This window comes from Kitasatospora sp. NPDC001660 (assembly GCF_053596725.1).
In genome coordinates this window covers 1-24892 of record NZ_JBSFGU010000036.1, presented here as the reverse complement: position 1 = coordinate 24892, position 24892 = coordinate 1, and the positions used below count along the sequence as shown (strand labels likewise).

Sequence of the window (24892 nt, the reverse complement as noted above, 5' to 3'; positions counted from 1 at the left end):
GCGGCTCCCCCGCAGGTCGGGGCGGGGTCAAGCTCAGGTCAAGGGTTGTGCTGGGGGGATGACAAGGCCCTATCCTGTCAAGGATTCGAAAAGACACCTCGTTCGGTGAGGCGTCTTCACGGACACAGGCCACTGATCCCACCCGTCGAGAGACGCTCCGGATCAGGACAGGTCTCCCCGGCCCAAGGGGTGACCCCAAGTGGCTTCCCCGCCGGACCCGACCGGGGACACGCCGTGGAGTGCCAAAGCTCTGACGAGTCTGGGGTGCGCCGGGCGGTGACGTCGGTCCGCCCCTGCCATGCTGCCGCGGCACCGGATCGCGGCCGAGATCGGGAGGGGGGCGTGATGGACGGAAGTCCTGGCCATAGTCGGCCTTTCCCCGTGTCGTCCTCGCCGTTCTCCTGCCGCCCGAGGCGCCCCTTCCTTCCCTGACCGACACCGGTCCGCTGCGCTCCGCCCTCCCGTCCCCCGTGGCGTGGGAGGCCCCGGCGCGTGCCCGGAGCCGGCCCCGCGGTCAGGGTTGGCGATGGCATGCCACCGGGCGGCCCGATGCCCCGTCCTGCCGGGGCGAGGGGGTCTTCTCCGTGGCTTCCACCACGCTGTTCTCGTCCGCCACGGCGCGTCTTCGCGACCGCACCGACGCCGCCGAGCGCCGCACCACCGTCACCAAGGCCGTCCGGTCCTCACTCGTCTCCCTCGCCGGGCTGGTCGGCGGCCCGGTCGCCAACCAGGCCGGCGAGGAGGTGGGCCGCGTCGTCGACGTGGTCGCCCGCCTCTACGGACCGGAGCCCTACCCGCCCGTCACCGGCCTGATCATCCGCATAGGCCGCCGCCGCGCCTTCATCGCCGCCGACGCCGTCGACCGGATCCTCACCGGCCAGGTCCGGCTGCGCACCTCCCGCGTCGACCTGCGCGACTTCAACCGCAGGCCCGGCGAGGTGCTGCTCGCCCGCGACGTGATGGACCACCAGCTCGTCGACGTCGACGGCGTCCAGGTCACCCGCGCCGCCGACCTCTACCTCGCCCCGCTGGCCGCCCGCACCGTCCTGGTCGGTGTCGACGTCTCGCTCCCCACCCTGCTGCGCCGGCTCGGCCCCCGCCGCTGGCAGGTCCGCCCGACCCCGGACAGCGTCCTGGACTGGCAGTCGATAGCCCCGTTCGGCGAGCAGGCCACCCACGGCCCCGCCGAGGTGCGGCTGCGCGCCTCCCGCTCCGCGCTGCACCGGCTGCGCCCGGCCGACCTCGCCGACATCCTGGAGGACCTCGGCCGCCACGAGCGCCAGCAGCTGCTGGGCTGGCTGGAGCCCGAGCACGCGGCGGACGCGCTGGAGGAGATGGAGCCCGCCGAGCTGGAGAACCTCCTGCGCGAGGCGCCACCCGAGCACGCCGCCCGCCTGGTCGACGAGATGGAGCCCGACGAGGCCGCCGACGCCCTGCGCGACCTCAAGCCGGGCGAGCGCGAGAACCTGCTGGCCCGGATGCCCGAGCCCGAGGCGGCCGAGCTGCGCTCCCTGCTCACCCACCGCGAGGGCACCGCCGGCGGCGCGATGACCACCCTGCTGGTCACCGCCGGCCGCGCGGACACCGTCGCCCAGGTACGGGCGGAGCTGGCCGCGCAGGCCGAGCACCGCACCGACCTCGACGCGGTGACCGTCCTCGACGACGACGGCGTGCTGGTCGGCGACATCCCGCTGTTCGACCTCACCGTCGCCGAGGACACCACCGTGGTCGCCGACCTGGTCGCCTGGCGGGCCCAGTTCGGCCCGCCCGTGACCGTCCGGCCGGACACCCGTCTCGCCGAGGCCGCCCACCACCTGGTCGCGGCCCGGGCCACCTCCCTGCTCGTGGTCGACGACACCGACCGCCCCCTCGGCCGGGTCCTGGCCGACGACATCCTCGACTCGCTGCTGCCCGAGCGCGGGCGCCTGCACTTCCGGAGGCTCCTCAAGTGACCCGCGACCTCGACACCCGCCCGGACGCCGGCCCCCCGGCGGCCACGTCGGCGCCGTCGCCGTCCGACCCCGGGACGTCCGCGCCCGGGCCCGGGCGCCGAAAGGGCCTGCGCCGGCTCGCCGCCGTCGCGATGGTGGCGGGCCCCGGCCTGGTCGCCGCCAACGCCGGCAACGACGCCGCCGGCATCGCCACGTACGCCAGCGCCGGCTCCCAGTTCACCTACGGCACGCTGTTCTTCATGGTGCTGGTCACCATCGCCCTGGTGATGGTGCAGGAGATGGCCGTCCGGCTCGGCGCCCACACCGGCAAGGGCCTGGGCGCGCTCATCCGCGAGCAGTTCAGCCTCCGCCTCACCGCCCTCGCCGTCTTCTGCCTGCTGCTCGCCAACACCGGCCTGGTCGTCAGCGAGTTCGCCGGGATCGGCGCCGCCTTCGAGCTGCTCGGCGTGCCCAAGTGGGCGGTCATCCCGCCGGCCGCCGTCCTGCTGTGGTCGCTGGTGCTGTTCGGCTCGTACAAGTGGGCCGAGCGCATCTTCCTGGTGATGTCGCTGGCGTTCTTCGCCTACCCCGTCGCCATGATCATGGGCCACCCTGACTGGGGTCAGGTCGGCGAGCACCTGGTCGTCCCGCACCTGGAGCCCAGCAAGGACTTCATCCTGCTGGCCGTCGCGCTGATCGGCACGACCGTCAGCCCCTACATGCAGTTCTACGCGGCGGCCGGCGTCGTCGACCGCGGCGCCAAACCGGCCGACTACAAGCTGATCCGGGCCGACGCCGTGCTCGGAGCGGTGTTCGCCTGCGTGATCAGCCTGACGATCATCATCGCCACCGCCTCCGCGATCGGCGGCACCGGCCCGCTGGAGTCCGCCGCCGAGGCCGCCGAGGCCCTCAAGCCGGTCGCCGGGCACGGCGCCGAGCTGCTGTTCGCCTTCGGCCTGATCGGCGCCTCCGCCCTGGCCGGCGCCGTGGTGCCGCTCTCGGCCAGCTACGCGATCGGCGAGGCCGCCGGCGTCGAGCGTTCGGTCTCCCGCAGCTTCCGCGACGCGCCGCTGTTCCTCGGGCTGTTCACCGCGCAGATCGCGCTCGGCGCCATCGTGGCGCTGACCCCGGTGGACCTCATCCAGCTGCTGATCGGCACCCAGGTCCTCCAGGGCCTGATCAGCCCGATCGTCCTGGTCTACCTCCTCGTCCTCACCAACCGCCGCTCCGTCCTCGGCGACGCGGCCAACAGCCCCCGTTACCGCGTCGTGGCCACCGTCGCGGTGGTCGGCGTGGCCGCGATGTCGACGATCCTGCTGGTCCAGACCGTTCTCGGCTGGTTCGGCATCGGGTGAACCCACCCGCCCCACCGGGCACGCCGACCGCGGTCGGCGTGCCCGCTGGCGTCTCAGGAGGCCGTCACTTCTGCTTGATCGCCGAGACGTCGAACTCCAGCACGACCTTGTCGCCCACCAGGACTCCGCCGCCCTCCAGAGCCGCGTTCCAGGTGACGCCGAAGTCCTTGCGGCTGATCGTCACCGAGCCCTCCAGGCCCACCCGCAGATTGCCGTACGGGTCGACGGCGTTGCCCGTGTACTCGAAGTCGATGGTGACCTGGCGGGTGGTCGCCTTGATGGTGAGGTCGCCGGTGACCCGGTAGGAGTCGCCGCCGGCCGCCTCCACCGCGGTGGTGCGGAAGGTGATGTCGGGGAAGTTCGGCGCGTCCAGGAAGTCGTTGGTGCGCAGGTGCTGGTCGCGCTGATCGACGCCGGTGTCGATGCTCTCGGACTTGATCACCACCTGCGCGGTCGAGCGGGACGGGTCCGCACCGTCCAGGTGGGCGGTGCCCTCGAACGTGTGGAACGCACCACGGACCTTCGTCACCATGGCGTGGCGCGCCACGAAGCCGATCCTGCTGTGGGCGGGGTCGAGGACGTAGTCCCCGGTGAGCTCGGCGATTTCGGTGCTCATGACCGGTGTGCCTCCGTGGGTCCCTGACCCGGGAGACGGTCCGCCCGGGTCGTTCGCGGATCACGCTAAGGCCTCTGCGGCCCGCCCTCCGGCCCGGACGCGCGGAAGATCCGGCCCCGTGGAGGGGCCGTCGAAACCGCGCGCGCCTGCTCCCCCTCCTCGACCGCGCCTTGGCCGACGGCTGACCGCCGACGCTCAGCGGGTGCTGACGGAGCGCCCGCTCGTCCGGCGCAGTCACCCTGCCCGCGCAGCAGAACGGCCAGCAGCTCCGCCAGGGTCGGACCGCTGTCGGCGGGATGGCGCAGTTGCTTGCCGTCGATGACGCGGTACTGGTTGGCCCGGCCCACCCGGTGGTGGGCGAGGTATCCCGCCTCTTCGAGATCGACGATGATCCGCTGGACGGCGCGCTCGGTCAGCAGGCACCGCGCGGCGATGTCGCGAACCCTCATCCCGGGGTCACGGGCGATCTGCACCAGCACGCGAGCGTGGTTGGTCAGGAACGTCCAGCGACGCCCGGGCGACGGTTGTTCCTCCACCCACCCAGCATAGGTCTCGGCATTCCGTTGAGGGCGTCACCAAATACACGAAAACGAATTCGTGCGAGCCGGGCATGGAACGGCCCGGGCCGGGCACACGCGGGGTCCGAACGTCCCGCTACCCCACGAGGGGGCAAGTCCCATGCTGCTACTCATCCTCGTCCTGCTGCTGGCACTCATCCTGGGCGGCGCCGGCTTCGCCATCCACATCCTGTGGTGGATCGCGCTGGCCGTCCTGGTCATCTGGATCCTCGGTTTCGTGTTCGCCTCGGGCAGTGGCGGAGGCCGCGGCCGCTGGTACCGATGGTGATCACCGCCGGTGATATTCCCCGCCGGGCCCGGCCGTGACCGGCCCCGGCCCGAACTGCCCGCCACCGGGCCCGTCGGGTCCGCGCCGCACCGAGAGCGCGGCCACGAGCCCGGTGGCGGGCAGCCCGGCGACCGGGCCGGTCCGTTCCGGCCTCACCTCGCTGATGCTCGCCGACCTGCCGCACTTCGCCCGGGCCTGCCTCCAGGACGCCACCGGCTGGCCTTCCGATTACCGTGCCGTGCAAGGGAGTTGTGGAGATTTCGCTCCTGCTGGCTGCCTGTCGACGCACCGGGTAGGCACCTTCACGTACACCGCCCCGCCCCGGGGTGGTGCGTTGCGATCGCAGGAGGCCGATTCGATGCAGATGTCCACGGTCCGCCCGATGCCCGTCACGTTCCCCGACAGTGCGCTGCCCGACGTCCCGGTCGACGCGGAACTCCGCTTCGACACGAGCCTTCCGTACGCGGCGTGCCTGGCATTCCCGCTGGCTCCGTGCGCGTGCACGGACCGCGACACCCGGGTGTGCTGGTACTTCAGCCGCGAGCTGCTGAACGAGGGCCGCCACGGTCCCGCCGGGAACGGTGACGTGAAGGTCCGCCCGGGGCCGGAGGGCGAGGTCCTCATCACCCTGCGGGGGCCTACCGGCAAGGCCGTGCTCAGCGCCCCCGAGGACGTCGTCACCGCCTTCCTCTCGGACTCCTTCGCGCTGGTGCCCGAGGGCTCGGAGTCCGGCCACCTCGACATCGACGCCGCCCTCGCCCGGCTCCTCGCCTCCGACTGAGCCGACGCGGCCCTGCGCGAACCGTCGGCAGGTGAACGTGCCCCCACCACAAAGGAACGGGACACTTCGTCGATGTTCGGAGGCTGCCGAGCACCTGCGCATCTGACGCAAGGTCTGCGGACGGCGCGTCGCGGCAAGGCCGAACAAGGGCTTTCGGCCCCGGCCGCCCTCGAAGGCGGTCAGCGGCCGCGACTCCGGGAAGCTGTGGACGTGTCGCTCCGCGACGCCGGGAGCATCCCCGGTGCGGACGGCCGGCGCCCCGGGCACAACGCCCGGGGCCCGGTCGCGACAAGGCGGTAACGCTTGGCCTTCTTCATGGCCGGTCCCTCACTGTCGGTCGTCACCCGGATCTCCGTACCGCGCCCGCCATTCGCGGGCCCGGGCGTTGTGCCATTCGACGCCTCGCGCGGCTTGTCGCACGGAAAGACCGCTCAGCGCGGCGACCATGCTGAGCGGGACGGCGTCGTCATAGTCGGCGAGCGCCCGGCAGACCTTGCCGGCCCACTGCTCCTCGGGGACGAACGGACGGTGGCGGTACTGCTCGGTCAGGGCTGCCAGGTGGTCGACGGTGCAGGCCGTCAGCACCCGCTCGCCGTCGAGCTCCGGGTCGGTGGCGTGCAGCGCGGACGAGTCCGGCACGAGCGCGCTGAGCAGGTCGCCGTGGGCAACGGCCCGGCCGCACAGATCGCAGAGGTCGAGCGTCTCGGAAATGCCGCCGGACAGGTCGTCCGCCGGGGGTCCGTAGTCCTCCATGCCGCGCGCGTACCCCGTGCACCCGGGGCCAATCGGGCCGGTGCGGGTGACCTCGGACGGGCGGCGCGGCGCGGCCCCGGTCGCGGGGACCGGGGCCGCCGTACCGCGGGCGAGCCGGGGCTCAACTCGGAGTGATCCGTCCGCGCCGGCCGTCCTCCGCACGGCCCGACGGGGTGACCACCACTGGTTGTAGACGGTGTGCGGCGGCACGTCGACGTCGACCGACTCCTTCACCATGCTCGTCCGGGGCCTCCTCGCGGGGAGCAGCGGAGCGGGCAGGCGCGCGGCCGGGAAGGACCCGGCCGCACCCCGCAACCATCCCGGTGCACCCGGCCGGGTGGCCGATCGGAGCATCACGGGTTTACATGGATCGACCGCGCCCCAGCGATCCGGAGGTTCTGCCGTGTACGAGATGTGGGCCGAGTTCGACCCGGCGGTGTCCCCGCCCGCCGTGGTGTGGCACGTGGTGGCCAAGGACGACACGACGGCTTCGCTCTGCGGGAGGTTCCTCGAACCGTCCCACCGTGTCGTTCCGGCCACGGACGGTTCCGGACCGGCGATGCCGGACCGGTACTGCGATCCCTGCCTCGGAACCGTTCGCGAGGCGATGGCGACAGCTGACCGTTGACGCTCCGCCACGGCAGCGGCACGGCCTGCAAACAGGGGTGTCGGCTGCCTCCCTCGGGAGCCGAGTGACGGTGGCCACCTCACCGATGATCTCCACCCGGAGGTCACCGTCCGTGCTCTCCCGGCCGAGGCCCCGTCCCGCCCCACCTCGTCGGGAGCCGACCCCCGCGCCAATGGCGATCTAGCATGAAAGGAACGCTTCATCTCCAGGTCCGCACAACAGCGGCGAGGAGGCCGACATGGCGTTCGACACGACTGGTTTCGAGCCTGCGGACAACGGCCGCTACCTACCGATCTCCGAGCACGGCCTGATCGGCGATCTGCGGACGGCCGCCCTGGTCGGCACGAACGGCACCGTCGACTGGTACTGCTGTCCGCGCTTCGATGCGCCCAGTGTGTTCGGGTCCCTCCTCGACGCCGACCGGGGCGGATCGTTCGAGCTGGCCGTCGAGGTCCCGACACGCAGCCGGCAGTTCTACTTCCCCGACACGAACGTCCTGATCACGCGGTTCTTCGCCGCGGACGGGGTGGCGGAGATCCAGGACTTCATGCCCGTGGTCGACGAGGCCCCCGAGGTGGCCCGGCACCGGCTGATCCGGCGGGTGATCTGCGTCCGGGGAGTCCTCCCGTTCAGGGCGCGGATCGCCCCTCGCTTCGGCTACGGCGCCGAAGCGCACACCACGCACCTCGAAGGGCACGAGGCGGTGTTCCGCTCCCCGTCCCTGACGCTCGCGCTGACCGCCACCGCACCCCTGGAGAGCGACGGCCTGGACGTGTGGTCGCACTTCAAGCTCCTTGAGGGCGAGTCCGTCGTGTTCGCCCTCGATCAAGTGGGCGACGACATCCCGGCCCGGTCGTGTCCGCGCGCCGAGGCGGAGGCACAGTTCGAGGCGACCGTCCGGTTCTGGCGCCGCTGGCTGGCCGGGTCGCGCTACCACGGGCGGTGGAGGGAGATGGTGCACCGCTCCGCGCTGGTCCTGAAGCTGCTCACCTACGCGCCGACCGGCGCGATCGTCGCCGCACCCACCACCAGCCTGCCCGAGCAGGTCGGCGGCGAGCGCAACTGGGACTACCGGTACGTGTGGGTCCGCGACGCCGCCTTCTGCGTCTACGCCCTGCTGCGCCTCGGCTTCACCTCGGAGGCCGAGGCGTTCATGGGGTTCCTCTGCGAGCGCATGCGCAGCACCACGGCGACCGGCCCGCTGCAGATCATGTACGGCATCGACGGGCGCTGCGAGCTGCCCGAGTACGAGCTGCCGCACCTGGAGGGCCACCTGGGCTCCGCACCGGTGCGGGTCGGCAACGCCGCCACCGGCCAGCTCCAGCTGGACATCTACGGAGCCATGATCGACTCCATCTACCTGTACGACAAGTGGGGGCAGCCGATCAGCAGCGAGGGCTGGGAGGACATCGGCGCGGTGGCGGACTGGCTCTGCGAGCACTGGGACCAGCCCGACGAGGGAATCTGGGAGACCCGTGCGGGCCGCAGGAACTTCGTGTACTCGCGGCTGATGTGCTGGGTGGCGCTGGAGCGGGCGATCCGGATGGCCAACCGCCGTGGCCTGCCGGCCGACCTGCCCCGCTGGCGGCAGTCCCGTGACGCGATCTACCGGCAGATCATGCAGCGCGGCTGGTCGGCCGAGCGGGGGGCGTTCGTCCAGTCCCTGGACGACGGTGAGCTGGACGCCTCGCTGCTGATGATGCCGATGGCCAAGTTCATCTCGCCCACCGACCCCAAGTGGCTCTCCACCCTGGACGCGCTCACCACGGACCTGGTCTCCGACTCGCTGGTCTACCGCTACGACCCGACCACCAGCCCGGACGGCCTGCGCGGCTCGGAGGGCACCTTCTCGATCTGCTCCTTCTGGTACGTGGAGGCACTGGCCCGCGCGGGCCGGCTGGAGGAGGCCCGGCTCGCCTTCGAGAAGATGCTCACCTACGCCAACCACCTCGGTCTGTTCGCCGAGGAGATCGGCCCCACCGGCGAACAGCTCGGCAACTTCCCCCAGGCCTTCACCCACCTCTCGCTGATCAGCGCCGCCTTCAACCTCGACCGCGCGCTCGGCTGACGCGGCAGCGCCGTCCAGAGGGCGGGGCGAGGAACAGCCCACGCGGTCAGGACGGTGAGCGGACCTCGGTGTCGAGGGTGCAGAGCTCGATGATGACGCCGTCCCCGCAGTGGGCGGTGTCCATTCCGCTCACGACCGACGGTCGGCCCGAGGGCCCGTCGCGGGCGCCGAGCGCGGATCCCTCGTGACCGTCAGGCCGTGAAGCGCCCTGTTCGGCAGTCCAACAACGGTTCGCCACAGGCTCCATGTGCGAACGTCATGCGCGCGGGTGCGCCGACAGCGGCGCCGCACGAGACGGTCGGCAGCCCGGCACCGGCCGGTGACCACCCGTCGGTTCCGATGCGGAGTGGACTGCCAGGCCCCACCATTGACGAGACAGATCTGTCTCGATTAGAAAGGGCCGCATGAATGAAGACCGATCCGTCGTGTTACCTCGCCAGGAGACACCCGTGGCGACGCTTGAGGAACCGATGACGCGAGAATGCGCGATCGACATCGTCCGGCGGCTGGCCACCGTCAAGAGCCGCCAGGATGTCCAGGCCGCCATGGCGATCTACCACCCTGAAGCCGTGCTGGAGTCACCCACCCTCGGCTCGCGCCACGAGGGGCCCGCGATCACGAAGGCCCTGGAGAACTGGTTCGCCTTCGCGCCGGACTACCGGGTGGACCTGGACGGCTACGCACTGGACGGGCAAACGCTGTGCTGCTGGGGGCACATCAGCCTCACGCCGGCGTTCACCGCCGGCGGCGCCGTACCCAACGGCGAGTCGGCCCGGCTGAACGCGTTCATCCTCTTCCACTTCCGGGAGGGCCAAGTGCTGTGGGAGAGCTTCCACTTCGATGTCGCGGCCCTCGCACGGCAGTGCGGCGTCGCGGCGACCGACCTCGTGGTGGGGTCATGATCGTCGGAGCTCGCCGACCCGGCACCGCGACCATGAGGGCGGCGCAGCACGTCGAGTGGGGCTCGCCGCTGCGGATCGCACGGGTCGATCGGCCCGAGCCGATGGCCGGCGAGGTGAGGATCCGGGTCCGCGCCACCAGCGTGAACCCCATTGACATGCATACCGGTCGGAAGGCCGGTTACGAGCAGTCGATGCGGCTGCCGTTCGTTCCCGGCTGGGATGTCGCCGGTGTCGTCGATGCCGTGGGGTACGGCGTCACCCGCCACGCGGTCGGCGACCGGGTCTTCGGGCTCGCCTGGTTCCCCTACCCCGCCGGCACGTACGCCGAGTACATGACCGTCCCCGCCCACCAGGTCGTGGCGATGCCGGCCTCGGCTTCGTTCAACGAGGCCGGGTGCCTGCCCATGGCGGCGCTGACCGCGGGGCAGATGCTCGACGCCGCGCACGTCGGGCCGGGCGATCGGGTCCTGGTCAGCGGAGCGTCGGGCGGGGTCGGGCACCTCGCCGTTCAGGTCGCCACCGCCCGGGGTGCCGAGGTCGTCGCGCTCGCGCGGCCGGGTCACCACGCGACGCTCCTCGCCCTGGGAGCTCACACGTGCGTGGACTACACCGAGCCCGAACGGATCGCCTCGACGGGGCCGTTCGACGCCGTCATCGATCTCGTCGGCGGTGAACTCGGCCGTTCGCTCTTCGACCGCGTCACCCCCGGCGGGTCGATCGCCCTCGCGACCGCCTGGTCGATCCCCACGCACACCGCCGATGCAGCCGACCGCGGGATCCGCGTCGCCTCGTGCCTCGTCGAGCCCGATCCCCAAGGACTCGGTGCCATCGCGTCCCTCGTCGACGCCGGCCGACTCCGGGTCGTCATCGGCGCCGAGTACGAGCTGGCCCATGCGGCTGAGGCACAACAGTGGGTGTCGGATCGACGTGGCTTCGGCAAGGCCGCCATCGTGATGCACACCGAGGAACTCGACCGTGACTGACAAACCCAAGCAGTTGCGCGGGATCGCCGTGCGCGACCATCTGGTCGACACGGCGGCTCGGCTCTTCTACGAGAACGGCACGCACGCGGTCGGCGTCGACGAAGTCGTGCGCCGCTCCGGCATGGCGAAGGCCAGCCTGTACCGATGGTTTCCCAGCAAGGACGACCTGATCCTCGCCGTCCTCCAGCGGCGCGATGACGACTTCTGGCAGCGATGGGACGCTCGGGCCGCCGCACACCCCGGTGATCCACGGGCCGAACTGGAGGCCCAGCTCGCCTGGATCGAGGAGCTCGCCACCCGGGACGGCTACCGGGGTTGTGCGTTCGTCAACACCGCCGCGGAGTTCGACGCGGACAAGGCCGACATCCGCCGGCGCTGCCTCCAGCACGAGCGGGAGCTCGGCCGCAGACTCCACGAACTCACACAGCGCCTCGACGTCGCCGACAGCGCCCTCCTGGCCGACCAGCTTCACGTCGCCATCGTCGGCGCATTCGCCGTCGGCGGGATCTACCCGTCCGGCGGCCCCGCCACCCGCCTGCGCCAGCTCGCACACCGGCTGATGGCGGTGTGACCGGAATTTCTGCGGTCTGACGGTGCCGCAGTTGTCCGGATCGTCCGCCGCCGGGGAGGAGCGCGGGAGGAGTAGCGGTGTGATGTTCCAAATAGTCGTGTTCCGTTCAAGCCCCGCTTACCCCATCATGGGACGGTGTCCCGCGCACCTACGCGCGTAGCACCGCCCCCTGCACCCCCACGGAACAAGGACATTGACTCATGCTCAGACGCACTGATGCCCTCCGCCCGCTCGCCCTGGGCGCCGCCGTCCTGACTGTGCTCGCCGGCGCGAGCGCCGCACCCCACCGGGCCGCCGCGGCAACCGTGACGTCCACCGCCACGACCACGCAGCACCGCGTCCTGTTCGACAACAGCAAGGCGGAGACCGCCGGCAACGCGGACTGGATCATCAGCACCAGCCAGCCCGACCCGCTCGGCGAGAACGCCGACCCGCAGTCCGAGACCGACTGGACCGGCGCCATCTCCAGCTGGGGCGTCGCTCTCCAGAAGACCGGCCAGTACAGCCTCAAGACCCTGCCGAGCGGCTCCACCATCACCTACGGCACCGGCGGAGCGCTGGACCTCGCCAACTTCGACGAGTTCGTCCTGCCCGAGCCGAACGTCCGGCTGAGCGACGCCGAGAAGACCGCGGTCATGACGTTCGTCAAGAACGGCGGCGGGCTGTTCCTGATCTCCGACCACACCGGCAGCGACCGCAACAACGACGGCTGGGACTCCCCCGCCATCATCAACGACCTGATGACCACCAACTCGGTCAACAGCAACGACCCGTTCGGGCTCTCGGTCGACCTGCTCAACATCCAGACCGACAACCCGACCGCCGTCAACGACGCCACCGACCCCGTCCTGCACGGCCCCTTCGGCACCGTCACCGGCAGCATCATCCGCAACGGCACCACCTTCACCCTGAAGCCCGCCGACAACCCCTCCGTCAAGGGCATCGTCTACCGCACCGGCTCCTCGGGCACCACCGGCGCCTTCTTCGCCACCAGCACCTTCGGCAAGGGCCGGGTCGCCCTCTGGGGCGACAGCTCGGCCATCGACGACGGCACGGGCGAACCCGGCAAGACCGTCTACGACGGCTGGAACGACCCGGCCGGCACCGACGCCGCGCTCGGCCTCAACGCCACCGCCTGGCTCGCCGCCGGCAGCGGCGGCACCACCACCGGCAGCGTCACCCTCACCAACCCCGGCGCCCGCACGGCCACCGCCGCAACCGCCACCAGCCTCCAGCTCTCCGCCACCGACACCGCCGGCGGCAGCCTGAGCTACGCCGCGTCCGGCCTGCCCGCCGGCCTGAGCGTCAACACCACGACCGGCCTGATCAGCGGCACCCCGACCACGGCCGGGACCTACTCCGTGACGGCCACCGCGACCGACTCCACCGGGCCGTCCTCCTCCGTCACCTTCACCTGGACCGTCCAGCCCGCCGGCAGCGGCAGCTGCACCGCGGCCCAGTTGCTCACCAACCCCGGCTTCGAGGCCGGTTCGACGGCCGGCTGGACGGAGACCAACACCAGCGGCACCAGCACCATCAACAGCAGCTCCAACGAGCCGCCGCACTCCGGCACGTACGACGCCTGGCTCGACGGGTACGGCACCACCAACACCGACACGCTCTCCCAGACGGTGACCCTGCCGGCCGGCTGCGGCACCTACACCTTCAGCTTCTGGCTGCACATCGACACCGCCGCGAGCGCTACCACCGCCTTCGACACGCTGGCCGTGACCGCGAACGGCACCGCCCTGGCGACCTACTCCAACGTCAACGCGGCCACCGGCTACCAGCAGCACAGCTTCGACCTGTCCGCCTACGCCGGCAAGACGGTGACCCTCAAGTTCACCGGCTCCGAGGACTACACCAAGCAGACCTCCTTCGTCCTCGACGACACCGCCGTCAACGTGGCGTGAACCAACGCCGGTTGACCTCCCCCGCGCGGGGGAGGTCAACCGGCGTGCGTGTCATCTGAACCTGGAACCGCCCGCTCCGGCAGCAGGGCGGTTTCGTCCTCCTGCCGAGTGTCGACGGTAACCGGGGCTGTTCATCACGACCTGGTGGCCGGTGTTGACCAGCCGGTCCAGGAGGGAATCGGCGACACGGGTCGTCGCCTCCTTGCCGGTCCTTGGCGGGCGGACAGTGCGGCCGGCGTCGCGGGGCGGGCTGGCCGCCGTCCTGGGGGGTGCTGGTCAGGGACGGTCTTCGTGGTGTCCGCAGAGCCAGGCCAGCGCCTGGTAGGCGCCGAGCGCGTACGCGGCGTCCGTACTCGCCGCCAGGACATCGCGCAGGCGGACGGCAGCGGCCTGGCACTCGGCCAGCAGCTGTGCCCGGCAGGGCCCGGCGGCCCCGAGTGCGGCGGCAGCGGTGACGGGCGCCGCGACCTGGGCCCCGGCGGCCCACCGGTAGGCGCCCAGGAGTCCGTGGTCGAAGCCGGTCCACGGCTGCGGGCGTTGGTTGGCCGCCTCGATCGCGTCGAACACCTCGTCCAGCGGGCGCACCCCGACGGCCGGGATCGTCGTCTCGTCACTGGTCATGACCGCAACCTACGTCCACCCGCCGCCACCCGCCCCCGGGCGCACCTACCGGGCGCGGTCCGGCAAGGCCCCCGCACGGTGGACGCCGGGCGATCGGGTGAACGTCGGCTCACCGCCCGCCTGCCCCGGCCCGCAGCGCTCCCCCGCCACGCCGACAGCGCCGCGGCCCCGGGCTGACGGCGCTTCGCGCCGCGGCGGCAGATCGGAACACGACCGCGGGTCCACCACCGGTGAATCACGCACTCGACGCGGCCAACGCGATCCGGCTCACCCGGCCCGACTCCAGCTCGACGACCACGGCCAGCACCGGATGCAGCCAGCGCACCATCGACCGCGCACCCGGATGCGGCTCCCGAAGCCGCCCGGCGACCGGTGCCCCCAGCTCCGCCCGCTCCTGACCGGAAAGCTCCCCGGTGACCAGCCTCCGACCGTCGACGAGCACCACCAGCAACCGCTCCGGCCCGCCCGGTTCGCCGACTGCCCCGACCACCCAGCCCCTCACCACAACCCGCCCGGGTCCCTGTCCCGCACGGGCGGCACAACCATCAGCGGACTCCCGTCGTCTACGAAGTGCGATCATCAGAGCATGCCACCAGGCTTCGCCGGATGCGATCCTCGCGGCCGTCCGCAGGCGCGATCCGGCCCCCGCCGGGCGAGAAATACCGGCACGGCGCCATCGGCGACCGGCTCATGACCCGTCTCGCACCCTCGGAAGGCGACGACCGCGCCAGGCTCGGCCACGTCACCGACGCCGAGGACGGCGGCGCCCCCATCAGCACCGATCCCCGACGCCTGGCGAGGTCCACTGCTGCGTCCCGGGCTTCATGCACCCGAGAAGCCCAGGGACGGACGAGTTGTTCTCGCCCCGAACGGCCCACTTCCGGGTGTGGGCCCGTCGGCGGTATCCCAGGCTCGGTGCATGGGATCGATCATCGTGCTCTTCGAACTGGAGCCCGAGGGCGCCATCGGTGCGGAGGGTGTTGAACCCGCCGTGATCGCGGTCCACGCCGCCGGGGCCGATCCCGACGTGCCCGAGGACCCGCAGCCTTACACGCTGTGCGGGGTGGAAACCGGCCCCATGGAGCACACGCACTACCGGCCGACCCGGCCCGGCGAGCCCTGGTACCCGCCCCCACTGGCCGACCAGCGGTGCCAGGAATGCGAGCGGGCCCTGCACGCGCTGTGACCACGTGCCAGTGTGCCCGGCCCGATTCCGAAGCGGGCTCTTCCGGTGGTTTACCTGCGGCTGTCCGGGCAGACGCCGGACAAAGGATCGCACCGTGAAGGAGGCCACCATGATCGTCCTCGGAGTCATCCTGCTGATCGTCGGTTTCGTCACCGGCATCGGCATCCTGTGGACAATCGGAATCATCCTCGCCGTCATCGGACTCATCCTGTGGGTCCTCGGGAGCGTGGGACACGCCGTCGGGGGCCGACCCCACTACTGGTGATCGGACGCAGGTGACCGGCACCGCGCTCGGCCTCAAGCCGGTCCGTCCAGGCATGTCCCGCGCGAGCGCCTGCCGCGGACTCGGGGCGACTCATCACGATCCGGCGGGCCGACACGACGATTCAACGATCCGGCCGACGCAACGACGCAACGAATCCGGCGGGCCGACGCATCGGCCCGCCGTGCGCGGGCGCCGGTCAGCTGACGGGCAGCCCGCGGGCGCCGGTCAGCTGACGGGCAGCCGCAGGTCGCACCAGACCGTCTTGCCCGTCGCCAGTCGCCGCCATCCCCACTGCAGGGCGAGCCGGCCCAGCAGGAGCAGCCCGAGGCCCCCCGACTCGCTCGGACCGTGCGGCGGCCGCGGCCGCGGCGGATGCGGGCTGGAGTCGCTGACCTCGATCCGCAGCAGACCGGGCGTACGGATCAGCAGCAGCACCCCTGCCCCGCGGGTGTGCCGCCTGACGTTCCCGACGAGCTCGGAGACCAGCAACACGGCGTCGGCGACCGCGATCGGATCGGTCACGTCGGCCAGGAAGTCGCTGGTGAAAGCACGCGCCTCGGCGACGGCCCCGGGCCTGGCCGCCAGTGCCAACCACCGCGCCGACAGCTCCGTGGGGGCGGGACGCGTCGAGGGGATCCGGGCCCCGTTCATGCGGTTGATCCTCCCTCGTCCTCCCCCGTCTTCCGGGCGTCCGTCATCGTCGGCCCCGGGCCGGTCGCCCCCCACAGCATCGCGCCTACCCGGGCTGGCCCGGCCCTAACGCTCCGCGACGGGGAACCGGGCCGTCCGCGTCGCGCCGGCGGACCGCGAACGGCACCCGGCGAACCGGGTTCACGCAACGCGGTGCGGGCCTCACTCGACCTGGACGGCGACCAGGCAGGTGTCGTCGTCGGTGTCGGCCGGGCTGAGCTCCAGCAGGCGGTCCAGGTACTGCTCCAGGTCCGGGCCTGGGGCTCCGGCGGCCTGGAGCAGCTGGTCGACGGACTCCTCGACCGGGCGGTCCCGGCGCTCGACCAGGCCGTCGGTGTAGAGCAGCAGGACGTCGCCCGGGGCCAGCCGGGCGGTGTGCTCCTCGTACTGCGCGTCCTCCAGGGCGCCGAGCAGCACACCGTGCGGCAGCGGCAGGATCTCGGCGCCGTCCCGGCCGAGCCGGATCGGCGGCAGGTGGCCGGCCCTGGCCCAGCGCAGCTCGCCGGCCGCCGGGTCCAGCAGGACGCAGACCACCGTGGCGGTGACCTGGCCGGGCTCGCGCAGGGCCACGGTGTTGACCCACTCCAGTAGTCGGCCGGGCCCGGCGCCGGTGACGGCGAGCCCGCGCAGCGCGTGCCGCAGGGCGACCATGCCGGTGGCCGCGCCGACGCCGTGCCCGGCCACGTCCCCGACCGCGAGCAGCACGCACTTGTCGGGCAGTGGCAGGACGTCGTACCAGTCCCCGCCCACCCGATCGCGCTGGGCGGCCGGACGGTAGCGGACGGCGGCGTGCAGACCGGTGGCCCCGAGCGGGGGCGGCGCGGCGGGCAGGATGGCCTGCTGGAGCCGCAGGGCCAGCTGCTCGCGTTCGGCCGACTCCTGCTCGCTGTCGGCCAGGCGCTCCCGGGTGGCGCCGAGCGCGACCTCCGTGCGGCGCTGGACGGAGACGTCGTGGTAGGCACCGCGGACGGCGATGAGCCTGCCCTTGTCGTCCAGGACGGGCTCGGCGACCACCCGGGTGTAGCGGTGGGTGCCGTCCGGGCGGGTCAGCCGGACGACCGCAGCCGCCGTCCGGTGGCGGTGCCGGACGGTGTCCAGCAGGCGCCGCACGGCGGGCGCGTCGTCCGGGTGGGCGTGTCGGGCGAGCTGCTCCAGCGGGACGGGGTCGGCCTCGGGCGGCAGCCCGAAGAGCTCGCGCAGTCCGTCGCTCCAGCGGACCCGGCCGCCGGCCGGCCGCTCCTCGAACCCGGCCACCCCGGCGAGCCGCTGCGCCTGGTGCAGCAGGGCGGCCTGCTCGGCCTCGTCGGCCCATTCGGGCTCCTGCTGCCACTCGACCAGCAGCCGCCCGCCGAGCGGGGCGATCGCGAGCAGCATGGTGGCCGGGATGGCGGACCCGCCCTGCTGGAAGTCCAGCGCCACGCGCTCGGCGGGCAGCGGGGTGCCCGTCCCGTGCACCTGCAGGAGCCGCTCGAAGAGGCCGGTGGCGCAGGCGACCGGGTACGTCTCCAGCAGCGAGGTGCCTTCCAGCGCCTCGCGGGGGCGGCCGAGCGGGTCGCGGAAGCGCGCGTTGACCCGCAGCAGCGTGAAGTCCACGAGCTGTCCGTCCCGGAGGACGGGCTCCAGCAGCAGCGCGGAGCCGAGCAGTCCCTCCAGGAGCACGGCGGTGTCGTCGGCCGGTGCGGGAGGGTACTCATCGGTGAGGAGGGTCGCGAAGAGGTCGGCGATCGTGCCGAGTTGACGGCGCTGGGGCCCGCCGAGCACGGGGGCGGGCTCCGGCCACAGGACTTCGAGTGCGCCCCGGCGGCGGCCCGCGTCGTGCAGCGCGAGGACGGCCCGTGCCGAGCCGGCACCGACCGAGGGGTCCGCCGTCCCCGGATCGCCGGGCCACAGGTCGCCCTCCCCTGCGACGACCCGGTGCGCCGGGGTGGTCACACCGGGAGGAACCCGGCTCCAGGCGGCGGCCTCGGCGGCGGACAGCCCGGCGTGCGCGGCGAGGGCGAGCGCGCCGCCGGGCAGCCGCTGCCAGACGGCGACGGCACGGGCGCCGAGCGTCCCGCCCGCCTGGTCCAGCACGGTTTCGGCGCCGCGTTGGAGGTCGGGAACGGTGGCGAGCGCGGGAATGACGGCCGCGGTGACGTTCAGGGGCGCGGCGGGTGTGGCGGGCCCGGCCTCGGGCAGCCCTGCGATGTCGGCGGCCAGTGCCGCGACCGGCACGCCCGCCTCCCCGGCGAGCCGGGCGAGGTGGACGGCGGCCTCGGCCGGGAGGATGCCGAGCCGTTCGCTGAGGATGCCGGTGGCGAGGTCGACGACGGCGCGGGTGCGGGCCTCGTCCCGGCCCCGGTCGGCCGCGTCCTGGAGCCGGCGGACGGTTTCGGCGAGGGCCCTGGCGGTGGGGTCCGGGTGCTCGTGCCCGGCGGTCATGGCGTGTCCAGCCAGTGGCGCAGCCGGTCGAGCAGGTCAGGGACGTCAACGGGCTTGGAGACGTGGTCGTCGGCGCCGGCGGCCAGGCTCTTGTCCTGGTCCCCGGGCATCGCCTTGGCCGTGACGGCGACGACCGGCAGGCGGGCGAAACGGTCGTCGGCGCGGATGGCGGCGATCGTGGCGTAGCCGTCGAGTCCGGGCATCATCACGTCCATCATGACCAGGTCGGTCTCGGGGTGGGCGTGCAGCAGGTCGAGCCCGGCGCGGCCCTCAGCGGCGTGCAGGACGGTCAGACCGTGTTGTTCCAGGGCGGCGGCGAGCGCGAAGACGTTGCGGACGTCGTCGTCGACGATCAGGACGGTCCGACCGACGAGGGTGTCGTCCGGGGGCGCGGCCGCCGGTCCGGGCCGCGGCTCGACGGCCGAGGCGGCGTGGTGGGGGCCGCCCAGCAGGTTGATGACGCGCTGCCGGAGGTTGTCCAGCCCGCGGGCGAGTTCGAGGCCCCCGAACGCGGTCTCCGACGGACCGCCGCCGCCGTGGTACCCGAGGACGGGGGTGCCGTCCGCGAGGCCGTCCAGCAGGGCGGGCGCGAGGTCGCCGCAGGCGGCGAGGTCGAGCACGACGCAGCGGTAGGGGCCGTTCGCCAGGGCGTCCCGCAGTGCCGCGCCGTCCCCGGCACTGCTCACCCGTACGGGCGGTGCCGGGTCGCCGAGGGCGGCCACGGCGGCGCGGGTGAGGAGGGTGAGCAGCGCGGGCGGGGCGGGCTCGACCACCAGGACGTGCGGCTCGGGTTCCGGTGCGCCGTCCGGCCGCGCCGGCCGGTCGAGGGGCAGGTAGAGGGTGAAGCGGCTGCCCGCTCCGGTGATGGAGCGGACGGTGAGGGTGCCGCCGAGCAGCCGGGCGAGCTCGCGGCTGATCGACAGGCCGAGGCCGGTGCCGCCGTAGCGCCGGCTGGTGGTGCCGTCGGCCTGCTGGAAGGCGCCGAAGATGCTCTCCAGGTGGGCGGGTTCGATACCGATCCCGGTGTCCTCGACGTGGAAGGCCACCATCCGTTCCGTCCGGCCGAGTTCGGGGGGCAGGCCGGGGCCCTCGGCGGGCTCGATGCGCAGGTCGACCCGGCCGGCGTCGGTGAACTTGACGGCGTTGGAGAGGAGGTTGCGCAGCACCTGGCGCAGCCGTGCCTGGTCGGTGACGAGCCGGTCCGGGACGGCGCGGTCGACGGCGATTTCGAAGGCGAGGCCCTTCTGGTCGGCGAGGGGCTTGAAGGTGGATTCGACGTACTCCAGCAACTCCCGTACGGCGAAGGGTTCGGGGGTCAGTTCCATCTTGCCGGCTTCGACCTTGGAGAGGTCGAGGATGTCGTTGATGAGCTGGAGCAGGTCGGTGCCGGCGGAGTGGATGACGCCGGCGTACTCGACCTGCTTGGGGGTGAGGTTGCCGGTGGCGTTCTGGGCGAGCAACTGGGCGAGGATGAGGAGGCTGTTGAGCGGGGTGCGCAGTTCGTGGCTCATGTTGGCCAGGAACTCGGACTTGTACATCGAGGCGAGGCTCAACTGCCTTGCGCGTTCCTCCAGTTCCTGGCGGGCCTGTTCGATCTCCAGGTTCTTGGCCTCGATGTCACGGTTGCGCTGGGCGAGCAGGGCGGCCTGTTCCTCCAACTCCGCGTTGAAGCGCCGCAGTTCCTCCTGCCCTTCCTGCAACTCGTCGGAGCGGGCCTGGAGTTCTGCGGTGAGCCGCTGGGACTCGCCGAGCAGTTCGTCGGTGCGGGCATTGGCGAGCAGGGTGCCGATGTTGACGCCGCAGGCCTCGGCGAACCGCTCCAGGAAGTCGCGGTGGACCTGGGTGAACGGGTGGACGGAGGCGAACTCCATGACGCCGATCAGCCATTCCTCCAGCGCGATGGGCAGCACGACGAGTGAGCGGGCGTCGGTGGCGCCCACGCCGGAGGCGATGGTGGCGTAGCCGGGCGGCAGGTCGTCGACGGTGATGATCTGCCGGCTGCGGGCGGCCTGACCGACTAGGGATTCGCCCAACTTCAGCCGCCGGTCCGCGAGTTCGTCCACCGGGCGGCCGTAGGCGCTGATCAGGGCCAGCTCGGTGCCGCCGTCGTGCTCCTCGGCGAGGAAGAAGGAGCCGTACTGCGCACCGACCAGCGGCGTCAGCTCGTCGGTGATCATCTCGGCGACGGCCCGGATGTCCCGGCGGCCCTGGATGGCGGCGGAGAAGTGGGCCAGGTTGGTCTTCAGCCAGTCCTGCTCCTGGTTGGCCCGAACGGTCTCGCGCAGGGACTCGACCATGGCGTTGATGTTGTCCTTGAGGTCGGCGACCTCGCCGGAGGCGTCGACGCTGATCGAGCGGGTGAGGTCGCCGGCCGCGACGGCGCTGGTGACCTCGGCGATCGCCCGGACCTGCCGGGTGAGGTTGCCGGCCAGTTCGTTGACGTTCTCGGTGAGCCGCTTCCAGGTGCCGGAGACGCCCTCGACGCGGGCCTGGCCGCCCAGGCGCCCCTCGGTGCCGACCTCCCGCGCGACCCGCGTCACCTCGTCGGCGAAGGAACCCAGCTGGTCGACCATCGTGTTGATGGTGGTCTTCAGCTCCAGGATCTCGCCGCGCGCGTCGACGTCGATCTTGCGGGTGAGGTCGCCCTCGGCGACGGCGGTGGTGACCTGGGCGATGTTGCGCACCTGGCTGGTGAGGTTGTGCGCCATGAAGTTGACGTTGTCGGTGAGGGCCTTCCAGGTGCCGGAGACGCCCCGGACGGTGGCCTGCCCGCCGAGGATGCCCTCGGTGCCGACCTCGCGCGCGACCCGGGTCACCTCGTCCGCGAACGCCGACAGCGTGTCGACCATGGTGTTGATCGCGGCCGCGAGGGCCGCGACCTCGCCCTTGGCCTCCACGGTGATCTTCCTGGACAGGTCGCCCCGCGCGACGGCGGTCGCCACCTCGGACATCGAGCGGACCTGGCCGGTGAGGTTGGAGGCCATCACGTTGACATTGTCGGTGAGGTCCTTCCAGGTGCCGGAGACGCCCCGGACGGTGGCCTGCCCGCCGAGGTTCCCGGCGGTGCCGACCTCCCGGGCCACCCGGGTCACCTCGTCCGCGAACGCCGACAGCTGGTCCACCATCGTGTTGATGGTCGTCTTCAGCTCCAGGATCTCGCCGCGCGCGTCGACCCGGATCTTCTGGGTCAGGTCGCCCTCGGCGACGGCCGTCGTCACCTCGGCGATCGACCGGACCTGGGCGGTGAGGTTGTCCGCCATGAAGTTCACCGAGTCCGTGAGGTCGCGCCACGTCCCGGACACGTCCCGCACGTCCGCCTGGCCGCCCAGGCGCCCTTCGGTGCCGACCTCCCGGGCCACCCGGGTCACCTCGTCCGCGAACGCCGACAGCTGGTCCACCATCGTGTTGATGGTCGTCTTCAGCTCCAGGATCTCCCCGCGCGCAGCCACGTCGATCTTGCGGGTCAGGTCGCCCTCGGCGACGGCCGTGGCGACCTGGGCGATGTTGCGCACCTGGGCGGTGAGGTTGCCCGCCATGAAGTTCACCGAGTCGGTCAGGTCGCGCCACGTCCCGGCGACGCCCTCGACCCGGGCCTGGCCCCCGAGCCGCCCCTCGGTGCCGACCTCCCGGGCCACCCGCGTCACCTCGTCCGCGAACGCCGACAGCTGGTCCACCATCGTGTTGACGGTGTTCTTGAGCTCCAGGATCTCCCCGCGCGCGTCCACCTCGATCTTCTGGGTGAGGTCGCCGCGGGCCACCGCCGTGGTCACCTGGGCGATGTTGCGCACCTGCCAGGTCAGGTTGCCGGCCATCGCGTTCACCGACTCGGTGAGGTCCAGCCACGTCCCGGTCGCGTCCGGCACCTGCGCCTGGCCGCCGAGCCGCCCGTCGGTACCGACCTCCCGGGCCACCCGGGTCACCTCGGAGGTCAGGCGGGCGAGCTGGTCGGCCATGCCGTTGAAGACCGTGGCGATCTCCCCGAGGACACCGGGCCCCTCGGGGGTGAGGCGGATGCGGAAGTCCCCGTCGCGCACGGCGGTCAGCCCGGCGAGGAGTGGCCGAAGCGCCTGCTCGGCCGGGTCCGCCGGCTGCGCGCCGGTCACGGGGTGCTCGTCCATGCGTTCCACCGTCCGGATCGGCCGCACGGTCGGAGTGCGCCGACGGGCCACCCCGGCCCCGAGGGCGGCGGGAGCCGCCCTGCTCCCACTGTGCCACCGGACGGCAGAGGGTGACAGGCAGGACGGGTGCTCGGCCCGGCGACCGGGCGAGCAGGCCGCCGTGGGGGCTCCTCATCCGGGCACGGTGTCGCGGATGGGGAAGGCGTCGACGGCGCCGGTGAGTTCGAGCATCCGCAGGATCAGCGGCCGCGGCCGGGCCAGTTCGATCCGGCTCCCGTCGGGCACCGCACGGGCCTGGGCGCGGAGCAGGGCGTTCAGTCCGGTCGAGTCGCAGAACTCCAGCCCGGCGCAGTCGATCACGACCACGGTGCCGGGCACGGACAGTGCCGGATCCAGGGCGGCACGCAGGGCTGCGAGAGAGTCGAGGTCGAGGTCGCCGTACACGGCGACGACGATGCCCTCGGCCCAGGGCTCGGCGTGCACGGTGACCCCCCCTGCCTGGTCAACAGCGCCGTTCGGGGGCTTCGGCGGGTGGTGTGTCATGACTTCGGGCTCCTTTCGTGCCGTGCAGCAGATGGATCGCACCCGGCCCGGGCCGAGAGCAGCCCGTTGATGCCATCGCCCGGGTGTCCGAAGACGTGCCCGACGTCCCGGTCGCGCAGCCGTTCCAGGGCGTGATCGGGAACCCCTTCGGGGACACGACGTTCCTCCTCCCTGACGAAGCCCCCGCAGCGCGACTTTCCGATACGAGAGGCCGGAAACGTCCTCACGGACGCGCAGGCCCCACGACTTCCGGCCACGGTCGCAGGCTCTGCGCCGACTTCGGCAACGTGGTCGAGCGGCCCTGCGCCGTCGAGGGCATGATCGAGGTACGACCGGTGGTCACGGCCACCCTGTCCGCCGACCACCGAGCCGCTTGGGCACCCTGGCCAGGAGCGCGGACCTCCTGGCCGAACGGACACGGCCCGCAGCCACCAACCCGCCGGCCGGGCGTCCCGGACCCGGGGAAACCCGGCCGGCGCGCAGGAGGTCACGGTGAACACAGCACGACGGGTACCGCGGGAAACCGAGGCCTGGGTAGTGGCGCACCCGGGTCCCGTCGGCACGGCAAGCCCGGCGCCGTTGGTGTGGGAGCGGCGCACCCTGTCCGCCCCCGGGCCGCGGGAGATCCTGGTGGAGGTGGAGGCGTGCGGGGTGTGCCGCACCGACCTGCACCTCGCGGAGGGGGACCTCGCGCCCAGGCTGGCGAGGTGCACACCGGGGCACGAGGTGGTCGGGCGCGTTCGGGCGGCCGGTCCCGCCGTCGATGGGTTCTCGGTCGGGGACCGGGCCGGGGTGGCCTGGCTGGCCCGCACGTGCGGCGACTGCGCCTACTGCCGGACCGGACGGGAGAACCTCTGCCCGGATTCGCGCTACACCGGCTGGGACCGGCACGGCGGCTACGCCGGGCACGTGACGGCGGACGCCCGGTTCGCCTACCGGCTGCCCGAGGGCCCGCCCGCCGAGGAGCTCGCCCCGCTGCTGTGTGCCGGGATCATCGGCTACCGGGCCCTGGAGCGGGCCGAACTGCCGGCGGGCGGGCTCCTGGGCATCTACGGCTTCGGCGCGTCCGCGCACCTGACCGCCCAACTCGCCCTCGCCCGGGGAGCCCGGGTGCACGTGTTCACGCGGGGCGAGGACGCGCGGCGGCTGGCGCTGGAGCTCGGGGCCGGCTTCGCCGGCGACTCGTACGACCCGCCACCGGAGCCGCTGGACGCCGCCATCCTCTTCGCCCCGGCCGGCGAACTGGTGCCGGTCGCCCTCGCGGCGCTGGACCGCGGCGGCACGCTCGCGGTGGCGGGCATCCACCTCAGCGACATCCCCGCGCTCGACTACCAGCGGCACCTCTTCCAGGAGCGCACGCTGCGCAGCGTCACCGCCAACACCCGGGCCGACGGACAGGCGTACCTGACGGAGGCCGCCCGCGCCCGCCCGGCGGTGCACGTCCGCCGCTACCCCCTGCGCGAGGCGAACTCGGCACTCGCGGACCTCGCCGCGGACCGCGTGACGGGGGTGGCGGTGCTGGTCGCGGAGTAGTCGCGGGCGGCCCGCACACCGGCAGCGCCGGCGCGGCCACGGCCGGTGGTCCGTGGAGTCGGCCGACAAGCTCAGCTTGACGTTTAACCTCGCAGGTCACCCGACCTGCTGATCTGCGGTTCTTCCCGAGACAGCGGAGGCGGCCGTTCTCCACGCTTCGAGATGTCG

General features: G+C 72.6%; 21 protein-coding genes and 1 riboswitch. Of the genes, 12 read left to right on the top strand and 9 right to left on the bottom strand.

Going from position 1 to position 24892, the window contains the following annotated elements; translation table 11 throughout:
* The first annotated feature begins 90 nt into the window (after positions 1 to 90).
* Positions 91 to 271, top strand: a riboswitch (M-box (ykoK) riboswitch).
* Positions 272 to 584: 313 nt separating this feature from the next.
* Both ACWCXH_RS29470 and ACWCXH_RS29465 read left to right on the top strand, forming a co-directional pair.
* Entirely contained in the window at positions 585 to 1952 is a 1368-nt protein-coding gene (locus tag ACWCXH_RS29470) for a magnesium transporter MgtE N-terminal domain-containing protein (protein ID WP_449804526.1), read from the top strand.
* Positions 1949 to 3286: an NRAMP family divalent metal transporter gene (locus tag ACWCXH_RS29465; protein WP_449804525.1), complete on the top strand. Its 1338-nt coding sequence runs from the start codon at positions 1949 to 1951 to the stop codon at positions 3284 to 3286. Before ACWCXH_RS29470 ends, ACWCXH_RS29465 begins: the two co-directional genes overlap by 4 nt.
* Positions 3287 to 3350: 64 nt before the next feature.
* Here the strand turns inward: ACWCXH_RS29465 and ACWCXH_RS29460 are convergent, their stop codons facing one another.
* Together ACWCXH_RS29460 and ACWCXH_RS29455 are read right to left on the bottom strand one after the other, a co-directional pair.
* Entirely contained in the window at positions 3351 to 3902 is a 552-nt protein-coding gene (locus ACWCXH_RS29460; RefSeq protein WP_449804524.1) for a YceI family protein, read from the bottom strand.
* A gap of 65 nt (positions 3903 to 3967) precedes the next feature.
* Complete coding sequence (locus ACWCXH_RS29455; RefSeq protein ID WP_449804523.1) at positions 3968 to 4438, bottom strand: helix-turn-helix transcriptional regulator; 471 nt, start codon at positions 4436 to 4438, stop codon at positions 3968 to 3970.
* A gap of 142 nt (positions 4439 to 4580) precedes the next feature.
* Here ACWCXH_RS29455 and ACWCXH_RS29450 point away from each other — a divergent pair, with 142 nt between their 5' ends.
* On the top strand, positions 4581 to 4748 hold the full coding sequence (locus ACWCXH_RS29450; RefSeq protein WP_449804522.1) for a hydrophobic protein: 168 nt from the start codon (positions 4581 to 4583) through the stop codon (positions 4746 to 4748).
* A 358-nt stretch (positions 4749 to 5106) separates the two neighbouring features.
* Positions 5107 to 5529, top strand: coding sequence for an SsgA family sporulation/cell division regulator (locus tag ACWCXH_RS29445; RefSeq protein ID WP_449804521.1), 423 nt, complete (start codon positions 5107 to 5109; stop codon positions 5527 to 5529).
* Between the two features lie 327 nt (positions 5530 to 5856).
* Here ACWCXH_RS29445 and ACWCXH_RS29440 read toward each other — a convergent pair whose 3' ends face one another.
* Positions 5857 to 6519, bottom strand: coding sequence for a hypothetical protein (locus ACWCXH_RS29440; protein WP_449804520.1), 663 nt, complete (start codon positions 6517 to 6519; stop codon positions 5857 to 5859).
* A gap of 629 nt (positions 6520 to 7148) precedes the next feature.
* On the opposite strand from ACWCXH_RS29440, the gene ACWCXH_RS29435 reads away from it, so the two are divergent.
* The 5 genes from ACWCXH_RS29435 (at position 7149) to ACWCXH_RS29415 (ending at position 13347) form a co-directional block, all read left to right on the top strand.
* The gene (locus ACWCXH_RS29435) at positions 7149 to 8978 is read left to right on the top strand and encodes a glycoside hydrolase family 15 protein (protein ID WP_449804519.1); all 1830 of its coding nucleotides are present in this window, start codon (positions 7149 to 7151) and stop codon (positions 8976 to 8978) included.
* A gap of 449 nt (positions 8979 to 9427) precedes the next feature.
* Positions 9428 to 9880 (top strand): nuclear transport factor 2 family protein, encoded by a 453-nt coding sequence (locus tag ACWCXH_RS29430; RefSeq protein WP_449804518.1) that lies wholly within the window; start codon positions 9428 to 9430, stop codon positions 9878 to 9880.
* Positions 9877 to 10863: an NADP-dependent oxidoreductase gene (locus ACWCXH_RS29425; protein WP_449804517.1), complete on the top strand. Its 987-nt coding sequence runs from the start codon at positions 9877 to 9879 to the stop codon at positions 10861 to 10863. Before ACWCXH_RS29430 ends, ACWCXH_RS29425 begins: the two co-directional genes overlap by 4 nt.
* Positions 10856 to 11434, top strand: a complete 579-nt coding sequence (locus ACWCXH_RS29420; protein WP_449804516.1) for a TetR/AcrR family transcriptional regulator — start codon at positions 10856 to 10858, stop codon at positions 11432 to 11434. Before ACWCXH_RS29425 ends, ACWCXH_RS29420 begins: the two co-directional genes overlap by 8 nt.
* Before the next feature lie 200 nt (positions 11435 to 11634).
* Positions 11635 to 13347 (top strand): putative Ig domain-containing protein, encoded by a 1713-nt coding sequence (locus ACWCXH_RS29415; RefSeq protein WP_449804515.1) that lies wholly within the window; start codon positions 11635 to 11637, stop codon positions 13345 to 13347.
* A 276-nt stretch (positions 13348 to 13623) separates the two neighbouring features.
* Here ACWCXH_RS29415 and ACWCXH_RS29410 read toward each other — a convergent pair whose 3' ends face one another.
* Positions 13624 to 13968 carry a hypothetical protein gene (locus ACWCXH_RS29410; protein WP_449804514.1) on the bottom strand — a complete coding sequence of 115 codons (345 nt, stop codon included), beginning with the start codon at positions 13966 to 13968 and terminating at the stop codon, positions 13624 to 13626.
* Between the two features lie 235 nt (positions 13969 to 14203).
* Positions 14204 to 14458: a hypothetical protein gene (locus tag ACWCXH_RS29405; protein ID WP_449804513.1), complete on the bottom strand. Its 255-nt coding sequence runs from the start codon at positions 14456 to 14458 to the stop codon at positions 14204 to 14206.
* 429 nt (positions 14459 to 14887) lie between these two features.
* Here ACWCXH_RS29405 and ACWCXH_RS29400 point away from each other — a divergent pair, with 429 nt between their 5' ends.
* Both ACWCXH_RS29400 and ACWCXH_RS29395 read left to right on the top strand, forming a co-directional pair.
* Positions 14888 to 15154: a hypothetical protein gene (locus ACWCXH_RS29400; protein WP_449804512.1), complete on the top strand. Its 267-nt coding sequence runs from the start codon at positions 14888 to 14890 to the stop codon at positions 15152 to 15154.
* A 109-nt stretch (positions 15155 to 15263) separates the two neighbouring features.
* The gene (locus ACWCXH_RS29395) at positions 15264 to 15419 is read left to right on the top strand and encodes a DUF6131 family protein (RefSeq protein WP_449804570.1); all 156 of its coding nucleotides are present in this window, start codon (positions 15264 to 15266) and stop codon (positions 15417 to 15419) included.
* A 225-nt stretch (positions 15420 to 15644) separates the two neighbouring features.
* Here the strand turns inward: ACWCXH_RS29395 and ACWCXH_RS29390 are convergent, their stop codons facing one another.
* The 4 genes from ACWCXH_RS29390 to ACWCXH_RS29375 form a co-directional block, all read right to left on the bottom strand.
* The gene (locus ACWCXH_RS29390) at positions 15645 to 16070 is read right to left on the bottom strand and encodes an ATP-binding protein (protein ID WP_449804511.1); all 426 of its coding nucleotides are present in this window, start codon (positions 16068 to 16070) and stop codon (positions 15645 to 15647) included.
* A gap of 201 nt (positions 16071 to 16271) precedes the next feature.
* Positions 16272 to 18530: a SpoIIE family protein phosphatase gene (locus ACWCXH_RS29385; RefSeq protein ID WP_449804510.1), complete on the bottom strand. Its 2259-nt coding sequence runs from the start codon at positions 18528 to 18530 to the stop codon at positions 16272 to 16274.
* Positions 18527 to 22648 carry a HAMP domain-containing protein gene (locus ACWCXH_RS29380; protein WP_449804509.1) on the bottom strand — a complete coding sequence of 1374 codons (4122 nt, stop codon included), beginning with the start codon at positions 22646 to 22648 and terminating at the stop codon, positions 18527 to 18529. Before ACWCXH_RS29380 ends, ACWCXH_RS29385 begins: the two co-directional genes overlap by 4 nt.
* Before the next feature lie 171 nt (positions 22649 to 22819).
* On the bottom strand, positions 22820 to 23191 hold the full coding sequence (locus tag ACWCXH_RS29375; RefSeq protein ID WP_449804508.1) for an STAS domain-containing protein: 372 nt from the start codon (positions 23189 to 23191) through the stop codon (positions 22820 to 22822).
* A gap of 492 nt (positions 23192 to 23683) precedes the next feature.
* Between ACWCXH_RS29375 and ACWCXH_RS29370 the strand changes: the two genes are divergently transcribed.
* On the top strand, positions 23684 to 24724 hold the full coding sequence (locus tag ACWCXH_RS29370; RefSeq protein ID WP_449804507.1) for a zinc-dependent alcohol dehydrogenase family protein: 1041 nt from the start codon (positions 23684 to 23686) through the stop codon (positions 24722 to 24724).
* Positions 24725 to 24892: the final 168 nt, after the last annotated feature.